This window comes from Rheinheimera sp. UJ51, assembly GCF_020819615.1.
Classification (GTDB): Bacteria; Pseudomonadota; Gammaproteobacteria; order Enterobacterales; family Alteromonadaceae; genus Alishewanella; species Alishewanella maricola.
In genome coordinates this window covers 139,300-163,823 of record NZ_JAJHOG010000001.1, presented here as the reverse complement: position 1 = coordinate 163,823, position 24,524 = coordinate 139,300, and the positions used below count along the sequence as shown (strand labels likewise).

Sequence of the window (24,524 nt, the reverse complement as noted above, 5' to 3'; positions counted from 1 at the left end):
AATGAATATTGTAATTATTGGCAAAAGTGGCCAGTTAGCTCAGGCTTTATTAGCTTGTGCACCTGCAGGATTTAACGTAGTTGCTTATGGTCGCAACGATATTGACCTGACATCGCCAGAATCAATTACCCGCAGTTTTGAGCAGAGTAAACCTGATGTGGTGATTAATGCTTCAGCCTATACGGCCGTTGATAAAGCAGAAACCGATCAAGACGCTGCATATCAGTTAAATGCTACCGCGGTTAAATACTTACTGGACGCATGCAAAACGTTTAATTGTCGCTTTTTGCATGTATCCACTGATTTTGTATTCGATGGCAACCAGTCTGTTGCTTATAAAACCACGGATACACCTAACCCTATCAATGTATATGGTGCTTCCAAATTGGCCGGTGAGCAGTTTATTCAACAAGCAAACTACAGCAACGCGGCCATTATTCGGACATCTTGGGTGTATTCAAAGTATGGCAATAATTTTGTCAAAACCATGCTGCGGTTAATGGCTGAGAAATCAGAATTAAGTGTGGTAGCCGATCAAATTGGCAGCCCGACAAATGCATGCGGCTTAGCTGATTTCTTATGGCACTTAGCAACAAATAATGCGCTAAGCCCCATTTATCATTGGCGCGATCTTGGTGTGGCTTCATGGTATGACTTCGCTAAAGCGATACAAGACATCGCGGTTGTGCAAGGCTTATTAGACAAAGCGATACCCATTCATCCTATTACCAGTGCTGAGTATCCAACGCCAGCTAAACGGCCACATTTTAGTCTTTTGGCTTTGCCAGCTCATGCTAGCGAAAAAGTTTCCGTTTATTGGCGCGACGCGTTAGACAATATGTTAAGAAGCTTGAAAAATGCGGATTAGTGTTTGTTTGGCATCATACAATGGCGCATCGTTTATCGAGCAGCAAATCACTTCGATATTAACTAACTTATCTGCTGCTGATGAATTAATCATTTCTGATGATGGTTCTACTGACGGTACTTTAGCCCTTATACAGACTATCAAGGATCCGCGCATCACATTGTTAAATGGCCCTAAGCAAGGGTTAGTTCGTAACTTTGAAAACGCCATTTTAAATTCATCGGGTGATGTTATTTTTCTTGCTGATCAAGATGATATATGGGTTAGTGATAAAGTGACACGTATGTTAGACGTACTTGTCACGGGATATGATTTAGTTATCAGCGATTGCAACGTGATTGATGAAAATGGCGCTGAGTTACATGCTTCCTTTTATCAATTAAATGGTTCTGCTCCGGGGCTATTAAAGAATTTACTTAAAAACTCATACCTTGGTTGTGCGATGGCCTTTAAACGTGAGTTTATTAGTAAGGCTTTACCATTTCCTGCAAAGGCTCCTATGCACGATTGGTGGCTTGGAATGGTAGCGGAGAGCTTTGGTTCCGTTAAACTTATGCCTGATAAGCTAATGAGCTACAGAAGGCATGGTAAGAATGCCTCCCCAACCGGTGAGAAATCTGCAAACAGTTTAAAGGTTAAGTTGAGTTATCGGCTTAACCTGCTGGCAGAGTTAGTGAAGCGTTTTTTCAAATTAAATAGGTTAAAAAATAAATGACAACTTTGGCAAAAAAAATTGCACTTATTACCGGTGTAACCGGCCAGGACGGCTCTTATTTAGCCGAGTTTTTGTTAGAGAAAGGCTATGAGGTGCACGGTATTAAACGTCGCGCGTCTTCTTTCAATACACAACGTGTTGACCATATTTATGAAGATCCGCATGTTAATAACCAGCACTTTATTTTGCATTACGGCGATTTAAGTGACACCTCTAATTTGGTGAGGATTATTCAGCAAGTGCAGCCGGATGAAATTTACAACTTGGGTGCACAAAGCCATGTTGCGGTTAGCTTTGAAGCGCCAGAATACACGGCTGATGTGGATGCTATGGGTACTTTGCGTATTTTAGAAGCTATTCGTATTTTAGGCTTAGAAAAAAAGACCCGTTTTTATCAGGCGTCGACCTCTGAGTTGTATGGTTTAGTGCAAGAAACCCCACAAAAAGAAACCACACCGTTTTACCCGCGCTCGCCTTATGCGGTGGCAAAAATGTACGCATACTGGATAACCGTAAACTACCGTGAAGCCTATGGTATGTATGCCTGTAACGGTATTTTGTTTAACCATGAAAGCCCACGCCGTGGTGAAACCTTTGTAACCCGTAAAATTACCCGTGGTTTGGCCAATATTGCGCAAGGCTTAGAGCAATGTTTATTTATGGGTAACATGGATGCACTGCGTGATTGGGGGCATGCTAAAGACTATGTACGCATGCAGTGGATGATGTTGCAGCAAGATACGCCGGATGACTTTGTTATTGCTACCGGTGTGCAGTATTCTGTACGTGAGTTTATTACTTGGTCTGCTAAAGAGCTGGGTATTACCTTGCGTTTTGAAGGCACTGGCGTGGATGAAGTGGCGGTGGTGGCTGCGATTGAAGGAGATAATGCCCCTGCACTTAACGTGGGTGATGTGGTGGTTAAAGTAGACCCACGTTACTTCCGCCCTGCTGAAGTGGAGACTTTACTTGGCGACCCAAGTAAAGCCAAAGAGAAGTTGGGCTGGGTACCTGAAATCACCACACAAGAAATGTGTGCAGAGATGGTGGCGCATGATTTAAAAGCCGCGAAACGCCATGCTCTCTTAAAGCAACATGGTTATGAGTTGCCGGTATCGGTTGAGTAAGCCAAAGTCAGTTTTAGGCCACAGTATCTTATGGGGTGCTGTGGCCATTGTTTTGAGGTGGAAATGAAAAAGGTTTTTGTCGCTGGCCATAATGGCATGGTGGGCTCAGCTATTGTTAGGCAATTAGCCAAACGGGGTGATGTTGAAATTATCACGCGCAGCCGCAGCGAGCTGAATTTGTTAAACCAAGCGGATGTGCAGGCGTTTTTTGCTGAGCAGCAGCTAGACCAGGTATACCTGGCGGCGGCCAAGGTAGGCGGGATTATTGCTAATAACACTTATCCTGCAGAGTTTATTTATGAAAACCTGATGATAGAAGCCAATATCATCCATGCGGCACACTTAAATCATGTGCAACAACTGTTGTTTCTAGGCTCTAGCTGCATTTATCCCAAACTGGCTGAGCAACCGATGGCAGAGCAGGCGTTATTAACGGGCACACTAGAGCCGACCAATGAGCCTTATGCCATTGCCAAGATAGCCGGTATTAAATTGTGTGAAAGCTATAACCGGCAATATGGTCGGGATTATCGCAGTGTTATGCCCACCAATTTATATGGCCCTAATGATAATTTTCACCCAGATAATAGCCATGTTATTCCGGCATTGCTGCGTCGTTTTCATGAAGCCAAATTAGCAAACGCAGCTGAGGTTGTGGCGTGGGGCAGTGGCTCACCGATGCGCGAGTTTTTGCATGTGGATGATATGGCCGCGGCCAGTATTTTTGTAATGGAGCTAGATAAAGCGACTTACGAAGCGAATACGCAGCCTATGCTTAGCCATATTAATGTGGGTACAGGTGTAGATTGCACCATAAAGGAATTAACGGAAACGGTGGCCAAGGTGGTCGGTTTTACTGGCCGCATTACCTGGGATACCACTAAACCGGATGGTGCGCCCCGTAAATTAATGCAAGTAGACCGTTTAAAAGCGTTGGGCTGGCAGTCGAGTATAGCCTTAACCCAAGGTTTGGAAGATGCATACCAGTGGTTTTTAGCTAACCAAGCAACGTTTAGAGCCTAAGCATGTTTTTAGATAACAGCACCTTTAGTACGGTATTAGCTAGCACGCCTTTAGTGTCGATTGATTTACTGATAGAGAACACTAAGGGCGAAATACTCTTAGGCGAGCGTAAAAACCGCCCCGCGCAAGGCTTTTGGTTTGTGCCCAGTGGGCGCATTTTAAAAAACGAAAGCTTGGCGGCTGCCTTTAAGTATTTCATGCTGGGTCAACAGCAGTAGTGGACAACGCGGATCAGTAGAGTACTGAATGCTGCCTCATTAATAATTACATTTTAAACGTGATAAAGGACGATCCTGACTAACATGAAAGTTTCAATTATTACCGTCTGTTACAACAGTGCAGCGACAATTAAAGACACTATTGTCTCCGTGTTGGAGCAGGATTATTCCGACATTGAATACATCATTGTCGATGGTGCATCTAAAGACCAGACGATGGAAATTGTTAATCAGTACAAAGAGCGAATTGCAAAAGTTATCAGTGAGCCTGACAAAGGCATATATGATGCGATGAATAAAGGTATTCAGTTAGCAACAGGCGATGTTGTGGGTATTTTAAATTCAGATGATTTTTTTAGTTCGAGTAAAAGTATAAGTGAGGTTGTAAAAAATTTTAAAGACGATATTGATGCAGTTTATGGTGATTTAATTTACGTAAAGCAAAATAATGTAAAACTTTTCTCACGCTTATACAGCTCCAAGTATTTTCAAACTTGGAAAATTCGTTTTGGTTTTATGGTGCCTCATCCTACATTTTATGCACGTAGATCATTGTTTGATAAATTAGGCTATTACAAACTAAATTATCGAGTTGCAGCAGATTTTGAATTAATGGCTCGCTTTTTCAAATCAGGTATTAAGTCTCGACGAGTGAACTCAATACTGGTTGCTATGCGTGAGGGGGGGATTAGTTCATCTGGTATAAAGTGGCGAATTCATCAGAACATGGAAATATCTAGAGCGTGTAATGAAAATGGCATCTTTACAATATTTCCTTTATTGCTGATTAAATTACCATTTAAGCTTTTAAGTTTCATAAAAAAACCTGGAATGGTAAATGACCGTGATAAATAAAATTTTAATCACCGGTGCTACGGGTTTTATTGGTCGTGAACTTGCTAAAAAACTGGTTAAAACTTACAGCGTGGTCGCTTTAGTTAGGTCTATGCCTATTACACCGGTTCCTAGCGTGAACTATGTCCAGCTCAGCAATTTTGAGGATCTGGCAGCAGATGACGTTTCAATACAAGATATTGATGTGGTAATTCATATTGCCGCGAAAGCACATCTACAAGGTGTTTCACTCGCTGAGTTTAGGGTGGCTAATACTGAACTGTCTATTAACTTGGCGCGAGCAGCAGCAAAAAACGGTGTTAAACGTTTTATCTTTTTAAGCTCTATTGGTGTAAATGGCGTTAGCAGTCAAACCCCTTTTCATATTGACGATTTATCCAGCCCCACAGAGGAATATGCGATATCGAAATTTGAAGCGGAAGTAGCATTAAAAGCAATCGCAGCTGAAACAGGGATGGAGGTTGTGATTATCCGACCACCCTTGGTATACGGGAAAAATGCACCTGGAAACTTTGGTAAGTTAACAAAGCTTGTAGAACAGAATTGGTTGGTCCCCCTTGGGGCGATTAACAATAAACGTAGCTTGGTGGCGTTAGATAACTTAGTTGATTTAATCAATACTTGTATTTCACATCCTAAAGCGGCTAATCAAACCTTTTTAGTAAGTGATGACCATGATTTATCTACAACGGAATTAGTGAAGTTGATGCGCGATGCCATAGGGAGAGGCCCTGTATTGCTCCCTGTACCAACCCCTTTGTTAAAGTTTACTGCAAAATTATTAGGTAAAAAAAACCTAATAGACCGTTTGTGCGGTAATTTGCAAGTGGATATTACTCATACCAAACAAACGCTTGGCTGGTCTCCAAAGGTAACGGTAGAAGAGGGAATAAAACGTTGTTTCGAAAAAGAGGATATATGTTAATTCGAATGTTAGATATTGTTTTTGCCTTATGTGGTTTAGTATTCGGCTTTCCCGTTTTAGTTATTTTAACCATTGTTGGCTTGTTTGATACCGGTTCGCCAATATTTCGGCAAGTGCGAGTAGGGCGCCATCAAAAGCCATTCACTTTGGTAAAGTTTCGCACCATGAAAAAAGACACCGCTTCGGTGGCGAGCCATTTAGCCAGTAGCAGTGCAATAACGCCATTCGGTGGTTTTTTGCGTAAAACTAAACTGGATGAGTTACCTCAGCTTTGGAATGTATTAAAAGGTGAGATGAGTTTAGTTGGGCCTCGACCAGGCTTGTTTAACCAAGAAGAGCTAACGGCTGCGAGAGAAAAACAAGGCGTTTATCTTGCTCGGCCTGGTATTACTGGTTTAGCGCAGGTAAATGAAATTGATATGTCTACGCCAGAGTTGTTAGCCGAAACCGACGCTAAGATGTTACAAAAGCTCACACTTGCAGATTATTTTAAATATATTTTTATGACAATCGCTGGCAAAGGTAATGGCGATAGAATCAAAAAATAATAATTATTCCATTTTTCTTTGCACTATTAATGACAAGTAAGAATATGTAGTTAAAGCTGTTAGTGACAACACGCTTTTTACGTTCAGCCAGTTTAAGGTAAGAACGCTGTAAAAAATTCAAAAAAGAGGATCAAATGTCAGGATTAAAAATTGCGGTTGCCGGCACAGGCTATGTTGGCTTATCAAATGCGATGTTGCTAGCCCAACATAATATGGTTGTTGCGGTTGATATCGTGCCTGAGAAGGTTGCACTTCTTAACAAACAGCAATCACCGATTGAAGACAAAGAAATCAGTGACTTTTTAGCGAATAAAGAGCTTAACTTTAGAGCAACTCTTGACGCTGAAGTGGCTTATAAAGATGCAGATTTTGTGATTATAGCTACACCGACCGACTACGACCCAAATACAAACTACTTTAATACCAACAGTGTTGAAGCGGTAATCAAAACGGTTATGGCAATTAATCCTAATGCAGTAATGGTGATTAAGTCGACAGTTCCAGTTGGTTTTACTAAAAATGCAGCAGAACGTTTTGGTACTCATAATCTTATTTTTTCGCCGGAATTTCTGCGAGAGGGTAAAGCGCTATACGATAATTTGTATCCTTCACGCATTATTGTTGGCGAGCAAAGCGAACGAGCGAACCAATTTGCAGAATTGCTGCAAGCGGGAGCGATTAAAAAAGACGTTCCAGTGCTTTTTACCGATAGTACGGAAGCAGAAGCCATCAAGTTGTTTTCTAATACCTACTTGGCTCTTCGTGTAGCCTACTTTAATGAGCTAGACAGTTATGCTGAAAGTCATGGTCTTAATTCAAGACAAATTATTGAAGGTGTAGGGCTTGATCCTCGTATAGGTAATCATTACAACAACCCGAGTTTTGGTTATGGTGGTTATTGCTTACCAAAAGACACTAAGCAGTTGCTTGCCAATTATAAAGATGTACCGAATAACATTATTCAAGCAATTGTTGAGGCTAACCGCACGCGCAAAGACTATATTGCTGATGCCATTATTAAGCGTAACCCGAAAGTTGTGGGCGTTTATCGTTTAGTAATGAAATCTGGCTCGGATAATTTTAGAGCATCTGCTATTCAAGGTATTATGAAGCGCATTAAAGCCAAAGGCATTGAGGTGGTAGTCTATGAACCAGAACTTAAGCAAGATGATTTCTTTAACAGTCGTGTAATTAAAAATTTGGATGAATTTAAAAAAATAGCTGATGTAATCGTAGCCAATCGTCAAAGTGACGTGCTGCAGGATGTGCAACATAAAATTTACACCCGTGACTTGTTTGGGAATGATTGAGGTTAGTTTTCTTCAGAATTAGCCTTGATGATCAGGATGTTTTGACTCAAAAACTCTTCAAGTTTACAGAAGAGTCTGAGTATTTTTGAGGGTTGAGCTTGTTAAGCCGGTATTAAGTTGACTAACTTATTATCTAATCAACCTATGGTGTATTTTGTTAGAAATTTTAGCTTATTATCACCTTTAAATGATTAGTGTTATAATTGTATTCAATTTTGCTACTTCGGCTTAGATTTGCCGATATATATGGAGTATAAAATGCTAGCATGGTTGCTTGAATTACCTAGAACTTTTAAGCGGTTAATTTCATTAACGCTAGACTCTTTATTTCTGGTAATTTCTGTCTTTGTTGCATATTTTTTGACACTTAATGGTGTCGAAAGCCCTATTTTTAGTATGGTTTTCGCTTTTCTTATCACTCTTCCTTTAACATTGCTGATTTTCGTAAAGCTAGGACTTTATCGTGCGGTAATCCGCTATATTGGTCAGCATGCCTTAGGGGCGGTTTTAATTGGTGTTTGTTCTAGTGCAGCGATCCTTGCGGGTTTATTTGCCATATTAAATGTGCATGACAAAAGCAGTATGATCGTTGTTTATGCACTAGTGGCGTTATTAACCACTGGCGGTATGCGGTTATTGGCACGAATGTTATTAACGCAGGGCAATAATGAGCATAAAGTGTCGGTATTAATCTACGGCGCTGGTTCATCAGGCCGCCAACTCGCTCAAGCCTTGCTAAATGGCGATCAATACAACCCTGTAATGTTTGTTGATGATGATGCTACTTTACAGCGTTCTACAATCTTAGGCATTCCAGTTGGAAGCCCTGAACAAATCACCTCGATAATAAAAAACAAGTCTATAGGTAGGGTTCTTTTGGCTATGCCTTCTGCTAGCAGAACTAGACGCAGAGAGGTGCTCGATCTTCTCGAAGAGTTACCTATTCCGGTCTTGTCTATTCCTGGTATGAGCGATTTAGTTAATGGCAGTATGCGTATTGATGAACTGCAAGATGTGAAGATTGAAGATTTATTAGGTCGTGATCCTGTTTCACCTCGTCCAGAACTAATGAATGCCAATATTGCCGGCAAATCGGTAATGGTGACTGGAGCCGGCGGCTCAATTGGTTCAGAACTTTGCCGACAAATTATAAAGTGTCAGCCTAAAGTATTAGTGCTCTTTGAGTTAAGTGAATTTGCTCTTTATGCCATTGAGCAAGAGCTAAGTGCTTTTGTTCGTAATAACGAATTAGACATCCACATTGTCCCTGTCATGGGCTCTGTACAAAAGGCCAGCCGCCTTGAGTCGGTGATGCGTTCTTTCTCAATTAACACGGTTTATCATGCTGCAGCCTACAAGCACGTACCTTTAGTTGAATATAACGTTGCCGAAGGTGTTAGGAATAATGTCTTTGGCACCTGGTACACGGCTGAAGCGGCAATTAAAGCAGGCGTTGAAACATTTGTATTAATTTCAACAGATAAAGCCGTGCGTCCAACCAATGTTATGGGGGCATCTAAACGGCTAGCTGAGTTGGTTTTACAGTCATTGGCAGATAAACAGGCTACAACCCGATTTTGTATGGTGCGTTTTGGTAATGTATTGGGTTCCTCTGGGTCTGTTGTGCCTTTATTTCGAGAGCAAATTCGTAGAGGTGGGCCGATAACAGTTACTCATAAAGATATTATTCGGTATTTTATGACCATACCTGAAGCTGCTCAGTTGGTTATCCAAGCCGGCGCCATGGGAAAGGGTGGTGATGTATTTGTGCTGGATATGGGTGAACCAGTAAAAATTGCCGAATTAGCCAAACGTATGCTGCATTTAATGGGGTTAAGCATTAAAGACGAACAGCACCCTAATGGTGATATTGAAATTTTATTTACAGGGTTAAGACCCGGCGAGAAGCTGTACGAGGAGCTTCTGGTTGGTAATGACGTGCATGTTACTGAACACTCCAGAATTATGGCAGCGAAAGAGGTTTATCTTCCATGGCCACAGATGCAACATCTCTTAAATCGTTTAGATGATTGTTGTGAGCGTTTTGCTGTTGAAGAAATTATCGAGCTGATACGTTCAGCCCCTACACAATTTAATTACAGCTGTGCGACCAGTGATTTGGTGGTAAATGCAGCATGTTCAATTGAGACTAAATCTCAATTGGTTGTTTTAGCTAACATAGATAATCCTAGACATTTATCTGTGGTGGCTAAAGACGTTGGAAGCAATCAACAGATTGCTTAACAGGCGTATTTTCTGATTGTGGTATGCAGCGAGTTCGTTTATGCTATTAGGTAATTGGGAATACTTTTAATCTTGAGGGATATGTAATGAAAAAATCTTTAGTTGCAATGGCTGCTGCCGTTATTTTTAGTACAAGTGTTGTTGCGCAAAGCACAGAATCTTCATCAACTGCAGCTGCAGGTGGTTCAAGTGTTACTGCTTTAGGTAGTTTAACTGTTGCATCATTAACAGCCATTGGTGTTACTGCTGCTGTTGCTGCTGCAATCGTTTCTAATGCACAACAAAGTGGTGTTTTACCTGAGACGCCAGTAGTGACGCCACCAGGCACTACTACTACTCCAGGTCCAGTATTCACTTTAGTGTGTAACAGTGGTGACGGTGTTCCAGTAAACGGTGTTTGTACTAACAACTCTACTACTGTTACCGTAACAGGTACTGGTACAGCAACGAGCACTGTTACAGTGCCAGTAGTTGTGACTTACCCAGCTATTGCTACAATTCTATAAGCCTAGCTTGACAGGAAGCCGCCAATAGGCGGCTTTTTTTTTGTATTAATCAAGGATTTTGTTGATATGGCTTTGCCAAAGTTGTGTCTTGCATTTTTTGCTACCTTTTTAATGTCTTCTTGTGCCGGCACTTATAATTCTTATGTTGATATGTTCAAGGTTGCCCTGACGCCTACAGAAGATGTTACTTTAACGTTTAGTGATGTCGAACAAGCAGAATTTGATTATGTTTACGTGCGTTATGGCGAGAAACCACGCATTGCTATGGCTTTAATGCTAGCTGAGAAAAATCAATATAAGTGGGTATCGGCAGATCAGTCGTTACTGATTACTGAAAATGGACGCATAGTAAAAACTCTTGGCTTAGCCAATGATTTACTTTACCTAACGAACCGCGATGCGGACCCTCTGAAACAACAATTAAATACCAACTCTACTTGGGAGCGGCAGGCTGATTGGTCAGTGGGGGAATATGGTTATTTAATGCGCTCAAGTTTTGACGTGTACCTTGAAGACACCATCAACATTTTTTCTACGAGTTTATCGGTAACTAAAGTTATTGAAACGGTAACCTATGTGGAGAAGTCCAATTACTTTAGATTAGACGGTACTTGGCAAAATGTGTTCTGGATAGATGCTTTAACAGGGCGGGTTTTAAAAAGCCAACAGCAGCTTGGGCCGGGGATGGAACCGTTGGAATCAGTTTATATTAGCGAAATTGTAAGACGCTTAAAACAAAATGGCGTTGTTGTTGCTAAGGATGCGATATGAGTATGCGTCAGTTTTTTCTGTTATCAATATTGTGGGTTTCCAGTGGTGCAGTTAGTGCAAATACGCCCTTAGTTAATGTAACTATCAATCATCAAGCTTATTCTTTTGAAACAGCGCCACGCTTAGCAGAAGTGTTAAAACCCCTTGCTGAGCAAGATGATTGGTATTGGCCAGCCACACGATTATATCGTGCTAATAGCCCTTTTATTGAACAGCAACGTCAGCAAACATTGGATTTTATCGCTCAGTTAATTGATACAACTGATATGCCTTTAAGAGCATTACTAGCACAATTGCATGTTGATATAAAAAGCTGGAATTTAGCTGAACGGGTTCCATTAACCATTGATTATGATTTAGCGAGAACCGTTCCGGCTTTTAATCCCCGTTTTGAAAAAGGCAGTTATCAGCTTTTCATAGCTAAACGGCCAACAGATGTTCATTTTTGGGGGGCAATACCCATTACGGTGAGTCTTCCTCATCGTTCTGCTGCGCCAGCAAGTTCCTATATCACTGAGCTGCAACAAAACCAATTTAAAGACACTGATCGTGTATTTATCATGCAGCCTGATGGTGAAGTGATTGAGGTTGGCGTCCAACTTTGGAATAAACAGCATATCGAAATTATGCCTGGTTCTATGGTGTTTATTCCATTTGCAACTCATTGGTTTACTTCTGAGTTGACTGAATTAAATCGACAATTATTAGCGTTAGCTGTTCATAGGATTTACTAATGCAAGGAAATATTCCGGTTTTTAAGCTGTCAGCGCTAGCGTTATTGTGTTTTCCAGCCGTTGTTGTGGCAGATGATTCCAATGATAGTTGGCAGCAAAGCCCTTCAGCGTTAACACAATCTGTGCGTGGTGGCGTTGGTTTATGGCAAACACCTACGGCTCGAATGGCAGCTGATGGTAATGTCTCTCTTAACTATACCGATAACGATGAGTATCGTTTTTGGTCTGTTAGTATTCAGTTGTTTCCTTGGATGGAAGCCACTGCTCGTTACACTGATGTGCGTACTCGTTTGTACAGTGACTTTGCTTCATTTAGTGGCGATCAAACACTTAAAGATAAAGGTTTAGATGTAAAGTTTCGTTTGTTGCAAGAAAGTACCTACTTGCCTGAAGTAGCAATAGGCTTCAATGATTTCGGTGGCACCGGTTTCTTTGAGAGTGAATTTGTGGCTTTAAGTAAAAAAGCCGGCGATTTTGATTTTCATTTAGGAATGGGCTGGGGATATCTCGGCGCTGGTGGCAATATCAGCAATCCATTTTGTGAATTACGAGATAGTTTTTGCAAACGACCACGCGGTTTTAGTGGGCAAGGTGGAAAAATTGATTACAACCGCTTTTATAAAGGCCCAGCCTCTTTATTTGGTGGTGTCGTATATCAAACACCTTGGCAACCATTGAGCTTGAAACTGGAATATGAAGGTAACAATTATTCAACCGATCGTGCAGGTGAGTTGCCGCAAGACAGCCGTTGGAATTTTGGTGCTACCTATCAAATAAATGATTTTACTTTGGATTTAAACTATCAGCGTGGTAATACCTTTGGTTTTGGGGTGCACTATGCTCTTAATATGAATTCTGCTGAACAAATTAAGATTAAACCAGCGAAACTGCCCTTACCAGAGAATCGTGCTGATGTTCCTAACAACATTAACTTTAATACTTTAACTTACAACCTTTATTACAATGCCGGTTTTTTACCGCGTAATATCTCGTTAAAAGATGAAGAAATTATTGTTCATGGCCAATCATTTGCTTATCGAGATGATTTAGAAGCAACGGAGCGTGTTGCTCGTGTCGTTGTAGCTCAACTTCCAGCACATATTAAAACAATTCGATTGGTCGAATATGATAAAAATATCCCGCAATTAGAAAAGCTGATTGATGTCGACGCTTTTGTTGCTGCTGCGGGTTTCAATGTGCTGCAACCCGATATTCGTTCAAGCTATGTAAGGCAAGCTCCTGATCGTGCTGCGTTACAAGATGTACCTGCAAATGACACCAAAGGGTTTTACAATGGTATAGAAACTTTTTGGGTACAGTCGTTTGGTAATCCTGAGCGCTTTTTTATGTATCAAGGCGGCTTGTTTTTAGGTGGGGGTTATTTATTTAATAATCAATTCAGTATCAACGCTACAGCAAAATTAACCTTGTTAGAAAACTTTGATGAGTTTAACTTCAAAGTTGATGCCATAGACTCAACCTTACCGCGAGTGCGAACCTATGTTCGTGAATACGTTACACGAAGTAAATTTTCAATTGATAATGTCTATGGACATTGGAAAAAAGAAATTGCACCGTCTTTGTTTGCTCAAGCCTATGCGGGTTATTTAGAAACGATGTTTGGTGGTGTAGGAACTGAGTTACTGTATCGACCGGTTGATAGCACTTTAGCTTTTGGTATTGATTTAAACTATGTTAAACAACGTTCGTATGAGAATGACCTTGGTTTCTTTGATTACAATGTTCTGACAGGGCATGTCAATATCTATTGGCAACCCAGCTTTTTAGATGATACGCGTTTGACGTTTAATATAGGCCAGTTCTTAGCCAAAGATAAAGGGGTGAATGTTGACTTTGCTAAACGCTTTGACAGTGGCATGATCATCGGTGCCTATGCGGCTATTACAGATGCATCTGCAGAAGAGTATGGTGAAGGCAGCTTTACTAAAGGTTTTTATCTATCTATCCCGTTTGATTTGTTCTCTATTCGACCATCAAAAGGCCGTGGCCGTATCCCTTGGATCCCTATTGGTCGTGATGGCGGTCAACCGTTAAACAGACCTGTGAAGTTAATTGATGTGACTGAAATACGTTCATCCTTTTTCGACTAAAAACTCTGACCACACTCTAAGACATATCCTACCTGTCTCTGAGTGTGGTAGGACCTGTCTCTGAGTGAGGTCGTACCAGTACCGGAGTGTGGTAGGACCTGTCTCTGAGTGAGGTCGCACCAGTACCGGAGTGTGGTCAGAGCAGTTTTGTTCTAGGTGTTAGTGGTCTTGCTTGTGCTTTTTGTCGTATAGCACAATTGATAAAATGTTTATGCTTAGTTTTGGTAATGAGGGCGGTAGTAGATGATTTATTTTAACAGTCAGAGTATCCCCGAGCTTGCTGGCTTGAATTTTTCACAGCGCATGGAAGTGATTCGTACTGCGGCTGATAGGCTTGCCGCACCCACCAAGATAACGTTGAATATTATTAAGTTAATTATTCTTTCAACGTTATTTATTTTAATTGCTCGCGCTGAAGGTTTAGCCATTCCAGGTTACATTTTGTTATTGGTGGTGGTTTATCCGTTGATCACACGGCCTATCACTTTTTATTTATGCCGCTCACAGTTTGCCACAATTCGCCGGCAGCAGTTTCCAGAACAACAAGCTTAGTCGCCATTAAACCTAACAGACTCTGAGTAAGATCAAACCAGTACCAGAGTGCGGTCTGACCAGTGCCTGAGTGTGGTCAAACCAGTACCGGAGTGCGGTTTGACCAGTGTCGGAGTGGGGTGGTGTTAGGTGATGCCGCGTTGTTTCATGATGTTGGCGATCTCCGGTAAGCTGGCAGGATCGTCGATAGTAGATGGAACTTGGTAGCTTTGCCCTTCACCGATTTGCCGTAACAGTTTGCGTAAAATTTTACCCGAACGTGTTTTGGGTAGCCGTGGCACGATTAATGCTTTTTTAAAGCTGGCAACGGCACCGATTTCTTGTCTCACTAACGCGACTAACTCTGCTTGTAAGGTCGTTTCATCAACGGTGATGCCGTTTTTCAGTAGCACGAAACCTACAGGCTGCTGACCTTTTAATTCATCAGGTAAACCGATAACACAACATTCTGCTACGGCAGGGTGCGAGGCTAAAATCTCTTCCATTTCGCCTGTTGATAAACGATGCCCGGCAACGTTGATGACATCATCCGTACGGCCCATCACAAACAGATAGCCGTCTTCATCCAGATAGCCACCATCGCCGCTGCTGTAATAGCCTGGGAAGTGACTTAAGTAACCGGCTTTAAAACGCTCTGGATTGCCCCAGATGGTAGCTAAGCAGCCAGGAGGGAGTGGCAGCTTAATCGCAATATTGCCTTGTGTGTTGGCGGGTACAGTTTGTCCTGCGTCATCTAAGATTTGCACATGATAGCCAGGTACAGGTTTGGTTGACGAGCCGGGCTTGGCCGGCAGTAATTCCACACCGGCTAAATTGGCGCAAATGGCCCAGCCTGTTTCTGTTTGCCACCAGTGATCAATCACGGGTTTGCCTAATACTTCGCAAGCCCATTGATAGGTGGGGGGATCAAGCCGCTCACCGGCCATAAAAACATGTTTTAACTGGCTTAAGTTATGCGGTTTCAACAGTTCAGCATGGGGATCTTCTTTTCGAATAGCACGAAAGGCGGTGGGCGCAGCAAAAATGGCTTTTACGTTATATTCCGCACATACTCGCCAGAATGCACCTGCATCGGGCGTAAATACCGGTTTACCTTCATACAAAATAGTGGTGGCGCCTGCGAGCAAGGGGCCATACACAATGTATGAGTGTCCTACCACCCAGCCCACATCTGAGGCGGCCCAAAACACATCGCCGGCTTGAATATCGTAAATGGCTTGCATGCTGTATTTTAAGGCAACCGCATGCCCGCCGTTATCGCGCACTACGCCTTTAGGCTTGCCGGTGGTGCCAGAGGTATAAAGGATGTAAAGCGGATCAGTACTTTTCACCGGCACCGCGTCTACGGCTGTGGCATTAAGCATGGCTTGTTGCCAATCCACATCCCGCCCTGCAACTAGGGTTGCAGGATCTTGCGGGCGCTGAAAAATGATACAGTGTTCGGGTTTAAATTCTGCTTTTTCAATCGCGCTGTCGAGTAACGGTTTGTAGCTGATAACACGATTAATCTCGATGCCACATGAGGCACTGATCACCACTTTGGGTTTAGCATCATCGATTCGGATCGCTAACTCATGCGGTGCAAAACCACCAAATACCACTGAGTGAATGGCACCTAGCCTTGCCGAAGCCAACATGGCGATCACCGCTTGCGGGATCATCGGCATATAGATAACCACACGATCACCTTTGGTTACGCCATGAGCTTGTAATACTCCGGCGAATTTTGCTACTTCTTCGAGGAGTTGCTTATAAGTGTATTGTTGTTTGGTTTGAGTTACTGGAGAGTCATAAATTAGCGCAGTTTGTTCGCCACGGCCTTCAAGAACTTGCTGATCCAGTGCTAAATAACAGGTGTTAAGCTCACCATCGGCAAACCAGTGATAAACATTATCATGCTGGCTGATAATTGTGGTAGGCGCTTTGTACCAAGCGATTTTGCTAGCCTTGTGAGCCCAAAATGCCGCGGGATCAGCAACAGACGCTTGATATTCTTGTAGGTAAGACATGTTAGTATCCTTAAGGATGTTTAGTTATCTTACCAATGTACAGAATTTATAATGAAATAAAACTAGACTTATGGCTAAGGCTTTTTATATGCGCCACAACGTTTAGAGGCCTAGCTAGCGCAATGATAATTTTGTGCGTACACTTTTTAAAAGTGTTTGAATTGGGATGAGTGCATTGTCTGGTATACAAGACTATAACGTTGCTTTTTTTAAATTAGTCGCGGCGATTTCCGCTGAATTTGTATTGTGTTCAGCTAACGAAGTTAATGAGGTTATTGAAAAAGCTTTAGCCCGCATAGGCACGTTTTATGGCGCCGATCGTTGTTACGTATTTATGTTTAGTATCGACTTAGTTACTGCAAGTAACACACATGAATGGTGTGCTTTTGGTGTTTCACCACAAAAATCATTTTTACAAAATTTAGCTTCAGCAGAGTTTGGTAGCTGGTTCACTAGCTGGCAAGAGGGTGAAATCACGATTATTGCAGATATTTCTTTTTTAAATCACACGTCAAATGAATATCAATTGTTAGCCAGCCAAGGCATCAAATCGCTTTTGATGATCCCGTTACGCAGCAATACACGTTTAATCGGCATGTTTGGTATTGATATGGTGAAACAATTACAGGATTGGTCTGAGGCAGAAGTAGCTGGGTTAAGTCTGATTGCGGGTAATATTGGCGGTGCCTTATTGCGAAAAGAGGCTGAGGAAAAAGCGGAAAGTTTAGCGTTTTACGATACGGTAACCGGTTTGGCAAATCGGCAGTTAATGTTAGATCGGATCCATCAAGCCCAATTGCAAAGTAATCGTAATTTGTTTTATGTGGCTTTACTCTTTATTGATGTAGATGATTTTAAAACGCTTAATGATAGCCTAGGTTTTAGTAAAGGGGATGAACTACTCAAACTTATCGGTCAAGCACTGCAAGCTGTATTACCGCAGGGAGACACCATAGGGCGCTTTAGTGCAGATGAATTCTTAGTATTAAGCGAATTGTTTACTGCCGACCGCAATAAAGCAGTGCAGGCGGTAACGGAATTAGCGGCGCGTTTACAGCACGCACTCCTTTTTAATCAAGATTTAATGTCGCTCAGAGAAAAAAACACCATCAGTATTGGTTGCACTTTGTTTTTGGGCGGGCAGCATGATACGGATGTTCTTATTACACAGGCCGATATGGCCACTTACCAAGTAAAGCAAGCAGGCGGTAATGGCCTGAGTTTTTTTGATATCACGTTACAGGATCAAGCTTACCAGCGCTTAACTTTAGCTCAGGAATTGCAGCAAGCATTAAATGAAGAACAGTTTGAATTGTTTTATCAGCCACAGTTAGTTCACCCGGGCGTCGTGTTGGGGGCAGAAGTACTGTTACGCTGGCGTCATCCAGAACGCGGCTTACTTGGCCCAGATGCGTTTATTCGTTTTGCTGAAGAAACCGGCTTTATTGTGGAAATGGGTGAGTACGTGCTTCTTCATGCCTGTAAACAGTTGGCAATTTGGCAGCAAACGCCCAGCACAGCACGTTTAGAACTGTCGGTAAATATTAGCGCTAAGCAATTAAAACAAGCTAACTTTTCAGATAAAGTGTTCGAAATTATAAAACACACTGCTATTGATGCTTCGGCGCTGAAGCTAGAACTCACAGAAAGTGTGTTGGTAGAAGATTTTGAAAATGTTGTAAGTGTTATGCAGATTTTGCAAGCCAAGGGGATCCGTTTTTCTTTGGATGATTTTGGTACAGGGTATTCTTCGTTAGTCTATTTAAAGCGTTTGCCCTTATATCAATTGAAAGTTGACCGTAGTTTTGTTGCCGATTTACTCACAGATGAAAATGATCAAGCTATTGCAAAAATGATCATTTTATTAGGCCAAACCTTAGGATTAGAAGTGATGGCTGAGGGGGTAGAGACGGTGGAGCAGTTAAAAATTTTGTACAAGTTGGGATGTTATCATTACCAAGGTTACTATTTTTCTAAACCATTACCGCTAAACGTATTTGAGGATTATTTGGCAAAAGCGAGTAAAGGGTTGATTTAGCTTTCGAAAAAACAATTCAATCAATGAGTTAATAAGTATTAGGCTGAGAACGCTGACTATCCATTTTTTAGCCATGGATAGTGTGAAGTTTAATCATGTCTTCTTGTATCGCACCATTAAGATCTGATTGTAAATGCGGCTCTGCATCGGCAAACGGCACTTTCAATTCGTCAATCAGGTTGATTTGGTTACGGCCATTCAACTTACTTAAGTAAAGGGCCATATCGGCAACCTGTAATACTCTTTCCCAATTAAATTGATGCTCAGGAACCTGTGAAAACGGTAAGCGAATAAAGCCACCGCTAATCGTCACGGGGATCTCATTGCCTTCGTATACCACGGGTAGGGCGCTGACCACTTGCAGTACTTGTTGGCAGAGTTGATCAATATCTTCTTGCTCTAAACGCTGAATTACAATTAAAAACTCTTCACCGCCCCAGCGGATCAACAGCTCGTTCTCATCAGTTAAGGCCAATAAGCGTCGACTTAAATCAATCAGCACGGCATCACCTGCCGCATGGCCGTAGTTATCGTTAATTTGTTTGAAAAAGTCGATATCTAACAATAAGAGCGCGCAAGCATCCGGTTGGCTGCTTTTATGCCGTTTCGCCATTTTATCTTGCATAGCACGACGATTAAATAAGCCGGTTAAAGGATCGCGTAAAGACTGATATTCCAGTTGTTTGTTTACTTCTTTTAAGCGTCGATTGGAGCGTTGTACTTTGCGATATAAATTAACCAATAACAACGCCGCTAAACCCATAATAAAAATAAACAAAAGGGTAATGGTTTGCTGTAATTGCTTGTTAGTTAATAACTCTTCTTGTAAGGCATTTTGCTGCTGCAAAATAGTGATGCGTTGGTTTTGGGTTTTTAAATCATAGCGATCTTGCAAGTTACGAATATTTTGCTCGCGCTCCGCGATCATAATTTCGCTGCGAATTTGCATTAACTGCTCAAGCATGATGGCCAAATTTTTATAATCATTGACGGCTTTATATGCTTTGGTAAATGACAGTGTATATTCTTCGAGGATCGCTTTGTTGTTGCGCTTTTTTGCGTAATCAAAAATTTCTTGCATTTTGGCAAAGCCCTGCTGGCTATTACCGGCAAGTACTTGTAAATAAGCTAAATTGAATTCGATAAAATTAGTGGTGTCTATCTCGTTGGTTAGTTGAGCTTCTGCTAAGGCCTGCTCTAGAATGGTTTTTGCCGCATCCAATTTATTTTGGTCAATGTAGTCAGAGCCCAGGTTATTCATAAACTTTAATAGTAAAGCATGTTTGTTAAACTGACGAGCCCCGGCTAAACCGGCCAAATTAACTTGCTCGGCTGCCGAAAAATCTTTTAAAGAGGAATAAACAAAACCAAGAGTTAGATAAACATCGGGCAATAATGCATCTTGTTGATGATGTTTTAGCTCTGTGATCAATTCTTCTAGTAAGGCTTTTGCACGTTCCCAGTTTTTTAAATCAATATGAACATAAGCTGTTTGTCTTGTCAGAAACACTCGTCTAATCAACACACGATTATCATTACTGCCATCTAAGGTGTCTAACGCTGCATTGTAATGAAATAATGCCTTATCAAACTCTTGGGTATCTCGGAATAAACGACCTAATATCGCGTTTACCCAATAAATTATTCGAGTATCACTTAGCTCAGGAAGCATTTCGATTAAGCTGTCGGCATGAATATAAGCTTGATTGAGTTCATTTCGAAAGGTAAGTACATCAATGCGGGTACTGAAAATTTCTGCTCGTGCATTTGGCGTTAGCGGATGTGTGGTTAATTGTTCTAGGGTGTCTAAAGCGCTATCGGTAAGCGCGATCTCGCCTTTGTGCATATAATATGCAACGTAATAAGACAAGGTTCGTACTTTAGACTCTATTGGCGTGTTTTCATCTAATGACTTTACTAATTGTTCTAACAACACTTTGGCAGCGGCTGCATCGCTGACTTGAAGCGTTAAATAGTGGTCTAGTTGCTTTTCTAGCGCAATATCTTGATATTTATGGGGTTTCTCAGATGCTTCAACTGCTTCAGCCGGAGCGTTGGCATAGGCATGCGGAATAGTAAGACATAACCAACCAGTGATTAACAAGGTAATCCAAACAACTACTTGGCTTTGCATGTCATTGAGTCGTAATAAAGTGAATTCATAGTATTAGTTTTAACCAAGTTTGTGTCAGAAGTCTACTTTATTGAAAAAATTACTTAATGATCAGTTATAATAGCGCTATCGGAATCTTGCCGATGCCTAATTTAGGCTTTTGTTAACGGATACATTATGACCACCTTTGAATACCTGCTGATGATGTTTTTTTTAGTTGCCACCAGCGCCTTTTTTTCTGTTTCTGAAATTTCTTTAGCGGCGTCACGCAAAATGCGGTTACGTTTATTGGCGACCGAGGGAGATGTTCGCGCTGAGAAAATTTTAGCGCTGCAAGATCACCCAGGAAACTTTTTTACGGTGGTGCAAATTGGCCTTAATGCCGTGGCGATACTCGGCGGTATTTTAGGTGAGTCGGCTTTTACACCTTATTTTGCCAATATGCTCGGTTTGTTTAGCAGCGAAACTTGGGTACAACCTGCGGCCTTTGCTTTGTCCGTGTTTTTTGTCACGTCATTATTTATCTTGTTCGCCGACTTAATGCCAAAGCGCTTAGCCATGATTGCCCCTGAGCAAATTGCGCTGCGTATTGTCGCTCCCATGCTATTACTCATTATGTTGCTTAAACCCTTAGTGTGGTTGTTTAACGGTTTAGCCAATTGGTGTTTTAGTATGCTTAAAATACCGACACTGCGAAAAGATGATATTACGCCCGATGACATTATGGCGATGATGGATGCCGGCGCGCAGGCCGGCGTGTTGCAAGAGCATGAGCATCAGTTATTAGAAAATGTGTTTGATATGGAATCGCGCACCGTAACCTCGGCGATGACCGCGCGCGAAAGCTTAATCTTTTTCACCAAAGACGAAGCGCAAGAGAGTATTAAAGCCAAAATTGCTGAGCATCCACATGCTAAGTTCTTGGTGTGCGCGGGTGTGTTAGATCAAGTGATTGGTTATGTCGATACGCGCGACATCTTAATGCAGGTATTACACGATCAGCCTATTTCTTTGCAAAAAGACGGCATTGTGCGCACACCATTAATTATCCCGGATACCTTGTCGCTGTATGAGGTGTTAGAGCACTTTAAATCGGCGGGTATCGACTTTGCCATTATCCTAAACGAGTACGCGATGGTGGTGGGCATTATCACCTTAAAAGACGTGATGAGTATTGTGATGGGCGAGTTGGTTAATTCAGAAGAAGAGCAGATTGTCGCACGTGATAGTAATTCATGGTTAGTTGAAGGCTTAACGCCACTAGCGGATGTGATGCGGGTACTGGATATACCGCGTTTTCCGAATGCCGAAAACTACGAAACCATTGCGGGTTTTATGATGTATACCCTGAAGAAAATTCCGAAACGCACCGATTTTGTGCTGCACGCCGGCTATAAATTTGAAGTGGTTGATATCGACAGCTACAAAATTGACCAATTATTGGTCACTCGTATCGAGCCTATTGCGGAGTAAGCACTTCATGCTGATTATGGGCTTTTTGTCGCCGGCTCACTTTTAGCCGTTTCGGCTTGTTGCTCATAGCTTGCCATCAGTTTTTCACGAAAGTTTTGTAAGCCTTTCATCACCATGTCGTAGGTGCTAGCGACACCTTTTTCGACATCACCTTCAAACACTTTTAACCCGGTTAAGATAGCTTTTGCATCGCTAAAACCTTGCTCAATGCCTTTGCCGATGGTTCCCATAAAATCATCTAATTGCTTTAAGCTGTCTTCAGACGGTTTTTGTTGTTTGTAAATGTTAAACAAACTGGTGGCAAAGCTGACAATGCGCTCGGCGGTGGCCTCGGGCGAGGTATCAATGCCAGACTCATAGATTTTTTTGCTAGCGTTTTTACCTAAGGTTGGCTCTAAGGCTTCGTTAATGCCTTCCAGCGCAGTTTTATAAAGCAGGCTGAGGGTGTTGTTGTTACTTTGCAACGCCACTTTTTCACTGGCCGCTAAAATAGCGGCATTTTGTTGTTGTTTGCTTTGCTTCTCTGGTATCACTGCAGCGTTATTAGCATTGCTACGTAGCGGACTTACCATGCTGTCGGTTTTAATGCTGCTCATAAGTGATCCCTAGATCCATTTTCAATTAACGTTGTAGCGGCCGCTACAGCAATAACTTTAGCCGTAAACCCATAAAAAAACACCCCGGCCAGCAGACCGAGGTGTTTGAGGGTAACAATGTGTTAAAGATTATTGGATGCCATGCATACGTTTTTTCAGTAGCGGGCTGATAACCAACATAAAAATACCTGCAGCGATACCAAAGTAACATAAGAAGGTAAATAGCTCAGTGTAGGCTGCTAAGGCAGCGCCAACATCGGCGACTTCACCGCTTGGCGTTTCAATGGCGGCCAGTTTAGCTAATTGCGTTGCCAGTAATTCTGAGTATGCGGTGGCCAAGAACCACGCGCCCATCATCACACCTACCACTTTGTGTACAGCTAATTTGGTTACAGCGGATAAACCAACTGGGGATAAACACAATTCGCCCATGGTATGCAGCATATACGCTAGCACCATCCAACCGGCGCTGACTAAGCCAGCTTCATTCGGAAATTGTGCACCAATCACTAAGGCACCAAAGCCTAAACCCGCTTGCATAATACCCAGTGCAAATTTAACTGGGGTGCTAGGTTCAAGTTTACGCTTGCTAAGTGCCACCCACAGCCAGGCAAAAATAGGCGCTAGAGTAATAATAAATAATGGGTTTAACGCACCATATTGACCAGCCGTAGTTTCAAAACCGAACACTGTTCGATCCATCACTCGATCAGCAAACAAGGTCATGGATGAAGCCGATTGTTCAAACAAGGCCCAAAACACCACCGTAGAGAAGGTTAAGATGATCAGCACCAACATGCGATCACGTTCTTCTTTATTGCATTGCGTTACCATAAACCAGATCACGCCGGCTAACACGATGAACGATAAACCTAATAACGCAGAGTGAACGATAGGGTTGTATTGTACCAATTGCCATACAACAAACAGGGCAGGGATGGTTGCTAGGTAAATCAGCCATTCACGATCAACAAAGGCAAAGACCTTTTGTTTTAAGCGCACGGGATCATTGGGCTCGGCATAACCATACAGGTATTTTTGGCCGGCTAAGAACACAATTAAGCCTAATACCATACCGATACCGGCTAAACCAAAACCCCAGCCCCAACCGAATTTTTCACCGATATAGGTAACCAATAAGGTGGCAATAAATGAACCGGTATTAATACCCATGTAAAAGATGGTGAAGCCAGAATCGCGGCGGGCATCATCTTTACCGTACAATTGGCCGACGATAGTGGAAATGTTTGGCTTTAAAAAACCCACACCCATAATGATTAAGGCTAACGAAAAGTAGAACACTTGAATCGCGCCGGTATCTTGTACCACCACACCGTTTTCGACATAGGCTTGAAAGCCTTCGTAGGCAAGGCCTAAGTGGCCTAAACACAGCAAAATGGCACCGAAGGTAACGGCTTTGCGCATCCCTAAATAGCGGTCGGCAAGCATGCCGCCGATCACAGGCATGGCATACACTAAACCGGCATAGCTACCTAATACATCCAAGCCGCCGGCGTCACTGAATAGGTGATACTTTGTTAAATATAACAACAGCAAATATTTCATGCCGTAAAACGAAAAGCGTTCCCACATTTCGGTTAAAAAGCATACGTAAAGCCCGACCGGATGGCCGAAAAATTGTGGCTGAGTGTGGTGGTTGCCCAGCGCAGTGGAGTGAGAATTCATGGAGTCCCCGGGTAATGAATTATTATTATTGTCTGCTTTTATGCAGTTCGCACTCGATTATGCCGCTATCACAACGTTTTGTCATCCTCGGTACAAGCATTT

The 24,524-nt window shown here is 42.2% G+C and carries 21 protein-coding genes; 17 read left to right on the top strand and 4 right to left on the bottom strand.

Annotated elements, in window-relative coordinates:
* Position 1 precedes the first annotated feature (1 nt).
* From rfbD to LMJ53_RS00640, 15 genes are all read left to right on the top strand, one after another.
* Positions 2–868 carry a dTDP-4-dehydrorhamnose reductase gene (gene rfbD, locus LMJ53_RS00710; protein WP_229584331.1) on the top strand — a complete coding sequence of 289 codons (867 nt, stop codon included), beginning with the start codon at positions 2–4 and terminating at the stop codon, positions 866–868.
* Entirely contained in the window at positions 858–1,583 is a 726-nt protein-coding gene (locus LMJ53_RS00705; protein WP_229584330.1) for a glycosyltransferase family 2 protein, read from the top strand. The genes rfbD and LMJ53_RS00705 overlap by 11 nt, the downstream gene beginning before the upstream one ends.
* Positions 1,580–2,710, top strand: coding sequence for a GDP-mannose 4,6-dehydratase (gene gmd, locus LMJ53_RS00700; RefSeq protein WP_229584329.1), 1,131 nt, complete (start codon positions 1,580–1,582; stop codon positions 2,708–2,710). The genes LMJ53_RS00705 and gmd overlap by 4 nt, the downstream gene beginning before the upstream one ends.
* Positions 2,711–2,773: 63 nt before the next feature.
* The gene (fcl, locus tag LMJ53_RS00695; RefSeq protein WP_324295572.1) at positions 2,774–3,733 is read left to right on the top strand and encodes a GDP-L-fucose synthase; all 960 of its coding nucleotides are present in this window, start codon (positions 2,774–2,776) and stop codon (positions 3,731–3,733) included.
* Between the two features lie 2 nt (positions 3,734–3,735).
* A complete protein-coding gene (locus LMJ53_RS00690; protein WP_324295571.1) occupies positions 3,736–3,951 on the top strand; it encodes an NUDIX domain-containing protein in 216 nt (71 codons plus the stop codon).
* Between the two features lie 84 nt (positions 3,952–4,035).
* Complete coding sequence (locus LMJ53_RS00685; RefSeq protein ID WP_229584327.1) at positions 4,036–4,806, top strand: glycosyltransferase family 2 protein; 771 nt, start codon at positions 4,036–4,038, stop codon at positions 4,804–4,806.
* Positions 4,790–5,731 carry a UDP-glucose 4-epimerase family protein gene (locus tag LMJ53_RS00680; protein WP_229584326.1) on the top strand — a complete coding sequence of 314 codons (942 nt, stop codon included), beginning with the start codon at positions 4,790–4,792 and terminating at the stop codon, positions 5,729–5,731. The genes LMJ53_RS00685 and LMJ53_RS00680 overlap by 17 nt, the downstream gene beginning before the upstream one ends.
* The gene (locus tag LMJ53_RS00675; protein ID WP_229584325.1) at positions 5,725–6,279 is read left to right on the top strand and encodes a sugar transferase; all 555 of its coding nucleotides are present in this window, start codon (positions 5,725–5,727) and stop codon (positions 6,277–6,279) included. The genes LMJ53_RS00680 and LMJ53_RS00675 overlap by 7 nt, the downstream gene beginning before the upstream one ends.
* Positions 6,280–6,413: 134 nt before the next feature.
* Entirely contained in the window at positions 6,414–7,589 is a 1,176-nt protein-coding gene (locus LMJ53_RS00670) for a nucleotide sugar dehydrogenase (protein WP_229584324.1), read from the top strand.
* A 258-nt stretch (positions 7,590–7,847) separates the two neighbouring features.
* Entirely contained in the window at positions 7,848–9,833 is a 1,986-nt protein-coding gene (locus LMJ53_RS00665) for a polysaccharide biosynthesis protein (protein ID WP_229584323.1), read from the top strand.
* Positions 9,834–9,919: 86 nt separating this feature from the next.
* Complete coding sequence (locus tag LMJ53_RS00660; RefSeq protein ID WP_229584322.1) at positions 9,920–10,339, top strand: hypothetical protein; 420 nt, start codon at positions 9,920–9,922, stop codon at positions 10,337–10,339.
* 66 nt (positions 10,340–10,405) lie between these two features.
* Entirely contained in the window at positions 10,406–11,110 is a 705-nt protein-coding gene (locus LMJ53_RS00655; protein ID WP_229584321.1) for a YjbF family lipoprotein, read from the top strand.
* On the top strand, positions 11,107–11,844 hold the full coding sequence (locus LMJ53_RS00650) for a capsule biosynthesis GfcC family protein (RefSeq protein ID WP_229584320.1): 738 nt from the start codon (positions 11,107–11,109) through the stop codon (positions 11,842–11,844). Before LMJ53_RS00655 ends, LMJ53_RS00650 begins: the two co-directional genes overlap by 4 nt.
* Positions 11,844–13,955, top strand: coding sequence for a YjbH domain-containing protein (locus LMJ53_RS00645; protein ID WP_229584319.1), 2,112 nt, complete (start codon positions 11,844–11,846; stop codon positions 13,953–13,955). Before LMJ53_RS00650 ends, LMJ53_RS00645 begins: the two co-directional genes overlap by 1 nt.
* A gap of 243 nt (positions 13,956–14,198) precedes the next feature.
* On the top strand, positions 14,199–14,507 hold the full coding sequence (locus LMJ53_RS00640; protein WP_226750136.1) for a DUF6170 family protein: 309 nt from the start codon (positions 14,199–14,201) through the stop codon (positions 14,505–14,507).
* Between the two features lie 125 nt (positions 14,508–14,632).
* Here the strand turns inward: LMJ53_RS00640 and LMJ53_RS00635 are convergent, their stop codons facing one another.
* Positions 14,633–16,516, bottom strand: a complete 1,884-nt coding sequence (locus tag LMJ53_RS00635; RefSeq protein ID WP_229584318.1) for a propionyl-CoA synthetase — start codon at positions 16,514–16,516, stop codon at positions 14,633–14,635.
* 166 nt (positions 16,517–16,682) lie between these two features.
* Here LMJ53_RS00635 and LMJ53_RS00630 point away from each other — a divergent pair, with 166 nt between their 5' ends.
* On the top strand, positions 16,683–18,554 hold the full coding sequence (locus tag LMJ53_RS00630; RefSeq protein WP_229584317.1) for a putative bifunctional diguanylate cyclase/phosphodiesterase: 1,872 nt from the start codon (positions 16,683–16,685) through the stop codon (positions 18,552–18,554).
* Between the two features lie 67 nt (positions 18,555–18,621).
* Here LMJ53_RS00630 and LMJ53_RS00625 read toward each other — a convergent pair whose 3' ends face one another.
* Positions 18,622–20,688, bottom strand: a complete 2,067-nt coding sequence (locus tag LMJ53_RS00625; RefSeq protein ID WP_229584316.1) for a GGDEF domain-containing protein — start codon at positions 20,686–20,688, stop codon at positions 18,622–18,624.
* Between the two features lie 156 nt (positions 20,689–20,844).
* On the opposite strand from LMJ53_RS00625, the gene LMJ53_RS00620 reads away from it, so the two are divergent.
* Complete coding sequence (locus LMJ53_RS00620) at positions 20,845–22,140, top strand: hemolysin family protein (RefSeq protein WP_229584315.1); 1,296 nt, start codon at positions 20,845–20,847, stop codon at positions 22,138–22,140.
* A 14-nt stretch (positions 22,141–22,154) separates the two neighbouring features.
* On the opposite strand, the gene LMJ53_RS00615 is transcribed toward LMJ53_RS00620, so the two are convergent.
* Entirely contained in the window at positions 22,155–22,736 is a 582-nt protein-coding gene (locus LMJ53_RS00615) for a DUF5610 domain-containing protein (RefSeq protein ID WP_229584314.1), read from the bottom strand.
* Between the two features lie 129 nt (positions 22,737–22,865).
* Complete coding sequence (locus tag LMJ53_RS00610) at positions 22,866–24,422, bottom strand: peptide MFS transporter (protein WP_229584313.1); 1,557 nt, start codon at positions 24,420–24,422, stop codon at positions 22,866–22,868.
* Positions 24,423–24,524 lie beyond the last annotated feature (102 nt).

Bases quoted from the DNA above. Each gene is read 5' to 3' on its own strand.
- rfbD (WP_229584331.1), top strand. From the start codon at position 2: ATGAATATTGTAATTATTGGCAAAAGTGGCCAGTTAGCTCAGGCTTTA.
- LMJ53_RS00705 (WP_229584330.1), top strand. From the start codon at position 858: ATGCGGATTAGTGTTTGTTTGGCATCATACAATGGCGCATCGTTTATC.
- gmd (WP_229584329.1), top strand. From the start codon at position 1,580: ATGACAACTTTGGCAAAAAAAATTGCACTTATTACCGGTGTAACCGGC.
- fcl (WP_324295572.1), top strand. From the start codon at position 2,774: ATGAAAAAGGTTTTTGTCGCTGGCCATAATGGCATGGTGGGCTCAGCT.
- LMJ53_RS00690 (WP_324295571.1), top strand. From the start codon at position 3,736: ATGTTTTTAGATAACAGCACCTTTAGTACGGTATTAGCTAGCACGCCT.
- LMJ53_RS00685 (WP_229584327.1), top strand. From the start codon at position 4,036: ATGAAAGTTTCAATTATTACCGTCTGTTACAACAGTGCAGCGACAATT.
- LMJ53_RS00680 (WP_229584326.1), top strand. From the start codon at position 4,790: ATGACCGTGATAAATAAAATTTTAATCACCGGTGCTACGGGTTTTATT.
- LMJ53_RS00675 (WP_229584325.1), top strand. From the start codon at position 5,725: ATGTTAATTCGAATGTTAGATATTGTTTTTGCCTTATGTGGTTTAGTA.
- LMJ53_RS00670 (WP_229584324.1), top strand. From the start codon at position 6,414: ATGTCAGGATTAAAAATTGCGGTTGCCGGCACAGGCTATGTTGGCTTA.
- LMJ53_RS00665 (WP_229584323.1), top strand. From the start codon at position 7,848: ATGCTAGCATGGTTGCTTGAATTACCTAGAACTTTTAAGCGGTTAATT.
- LMJ53_RS00660 (WP_229584322.1), top strand. From the start codon at position 9,920: ATGAAAAAATCTTTAGTTGCAATGGCTGCTGCCGTTATTTTTAGTACA.
- LMJ53_RS00655 (WP_229584321.1), top strand. From the start codon at position 10,406: ATGGCTTTGCCAAAGTTGTGTCTTGCATTTTTTGCTACCTTTTTAATG.
- LMJ53_RS00650 (WP_229584320.1), top strand. From the start codon at position 11,107: ATGAGTATGCGTCAGTTTTTTCTGTTATCAATATTGTGGGTTTCCAGT.
- LMJ53_RS00645 (WP_229584319.1), top strand. From the start codon at position 11,844: ATGCAAGGAAATATTCCGGTTTTTAAGCTGTCAGCGCTAGCGTTATTG.
- LMJ53_RS00640 (WP_226750136.1), top strand. From the start codon at position 14,199: ATGATTTATTTTAACAGTCAGAGTATCCCCGAGCTTGCTGGCTTGAAT.
- LMJ53_RS00635 (WP_229584318.1), bottom strand. From the start codon at position 16,516: ATGTCTTACCTACAAGAATATCAAGCGTCTGTTGCTGATCCCGCGGCA.
- LMJ53_RS00630 (WP_229584317.1), top strand. From the start codon at position 16,683: ATGAGTGCATTGTCTGGTATACAAGACTATAACGTTGCTTTTTTTAAA.
- LMJ53_RS00625 (WP_229584316.1), bottom strand. From the start codon at position 20,688: ATGCAAAGCCAAGTAGTTGTTTGGATTACCTTGTTAATCACTGGTTGG.
- LMJ53_RS00620 (WP_229584315.1), top strand. From the start codon at position 20,845: ATGACCACCTTTGAATACCTGCTGATGATGTTTTTTTTAGTTGCCACC.
- LMJ53_RS00615 (WP_229584314.1), bottom strand. From the start codon at position 22,736: ATGAGCAGCATTAAAACCGACAGCATGGTAAGTCCGCTACGTAGCAAT.
- LMJ53_RS00610 (WP_229584313.1), bottom strand. From the start codon at position 24,422: ATGAATTCTCACTCCACTGCGCTGGGCAACCACCACACTCAGCCACAA.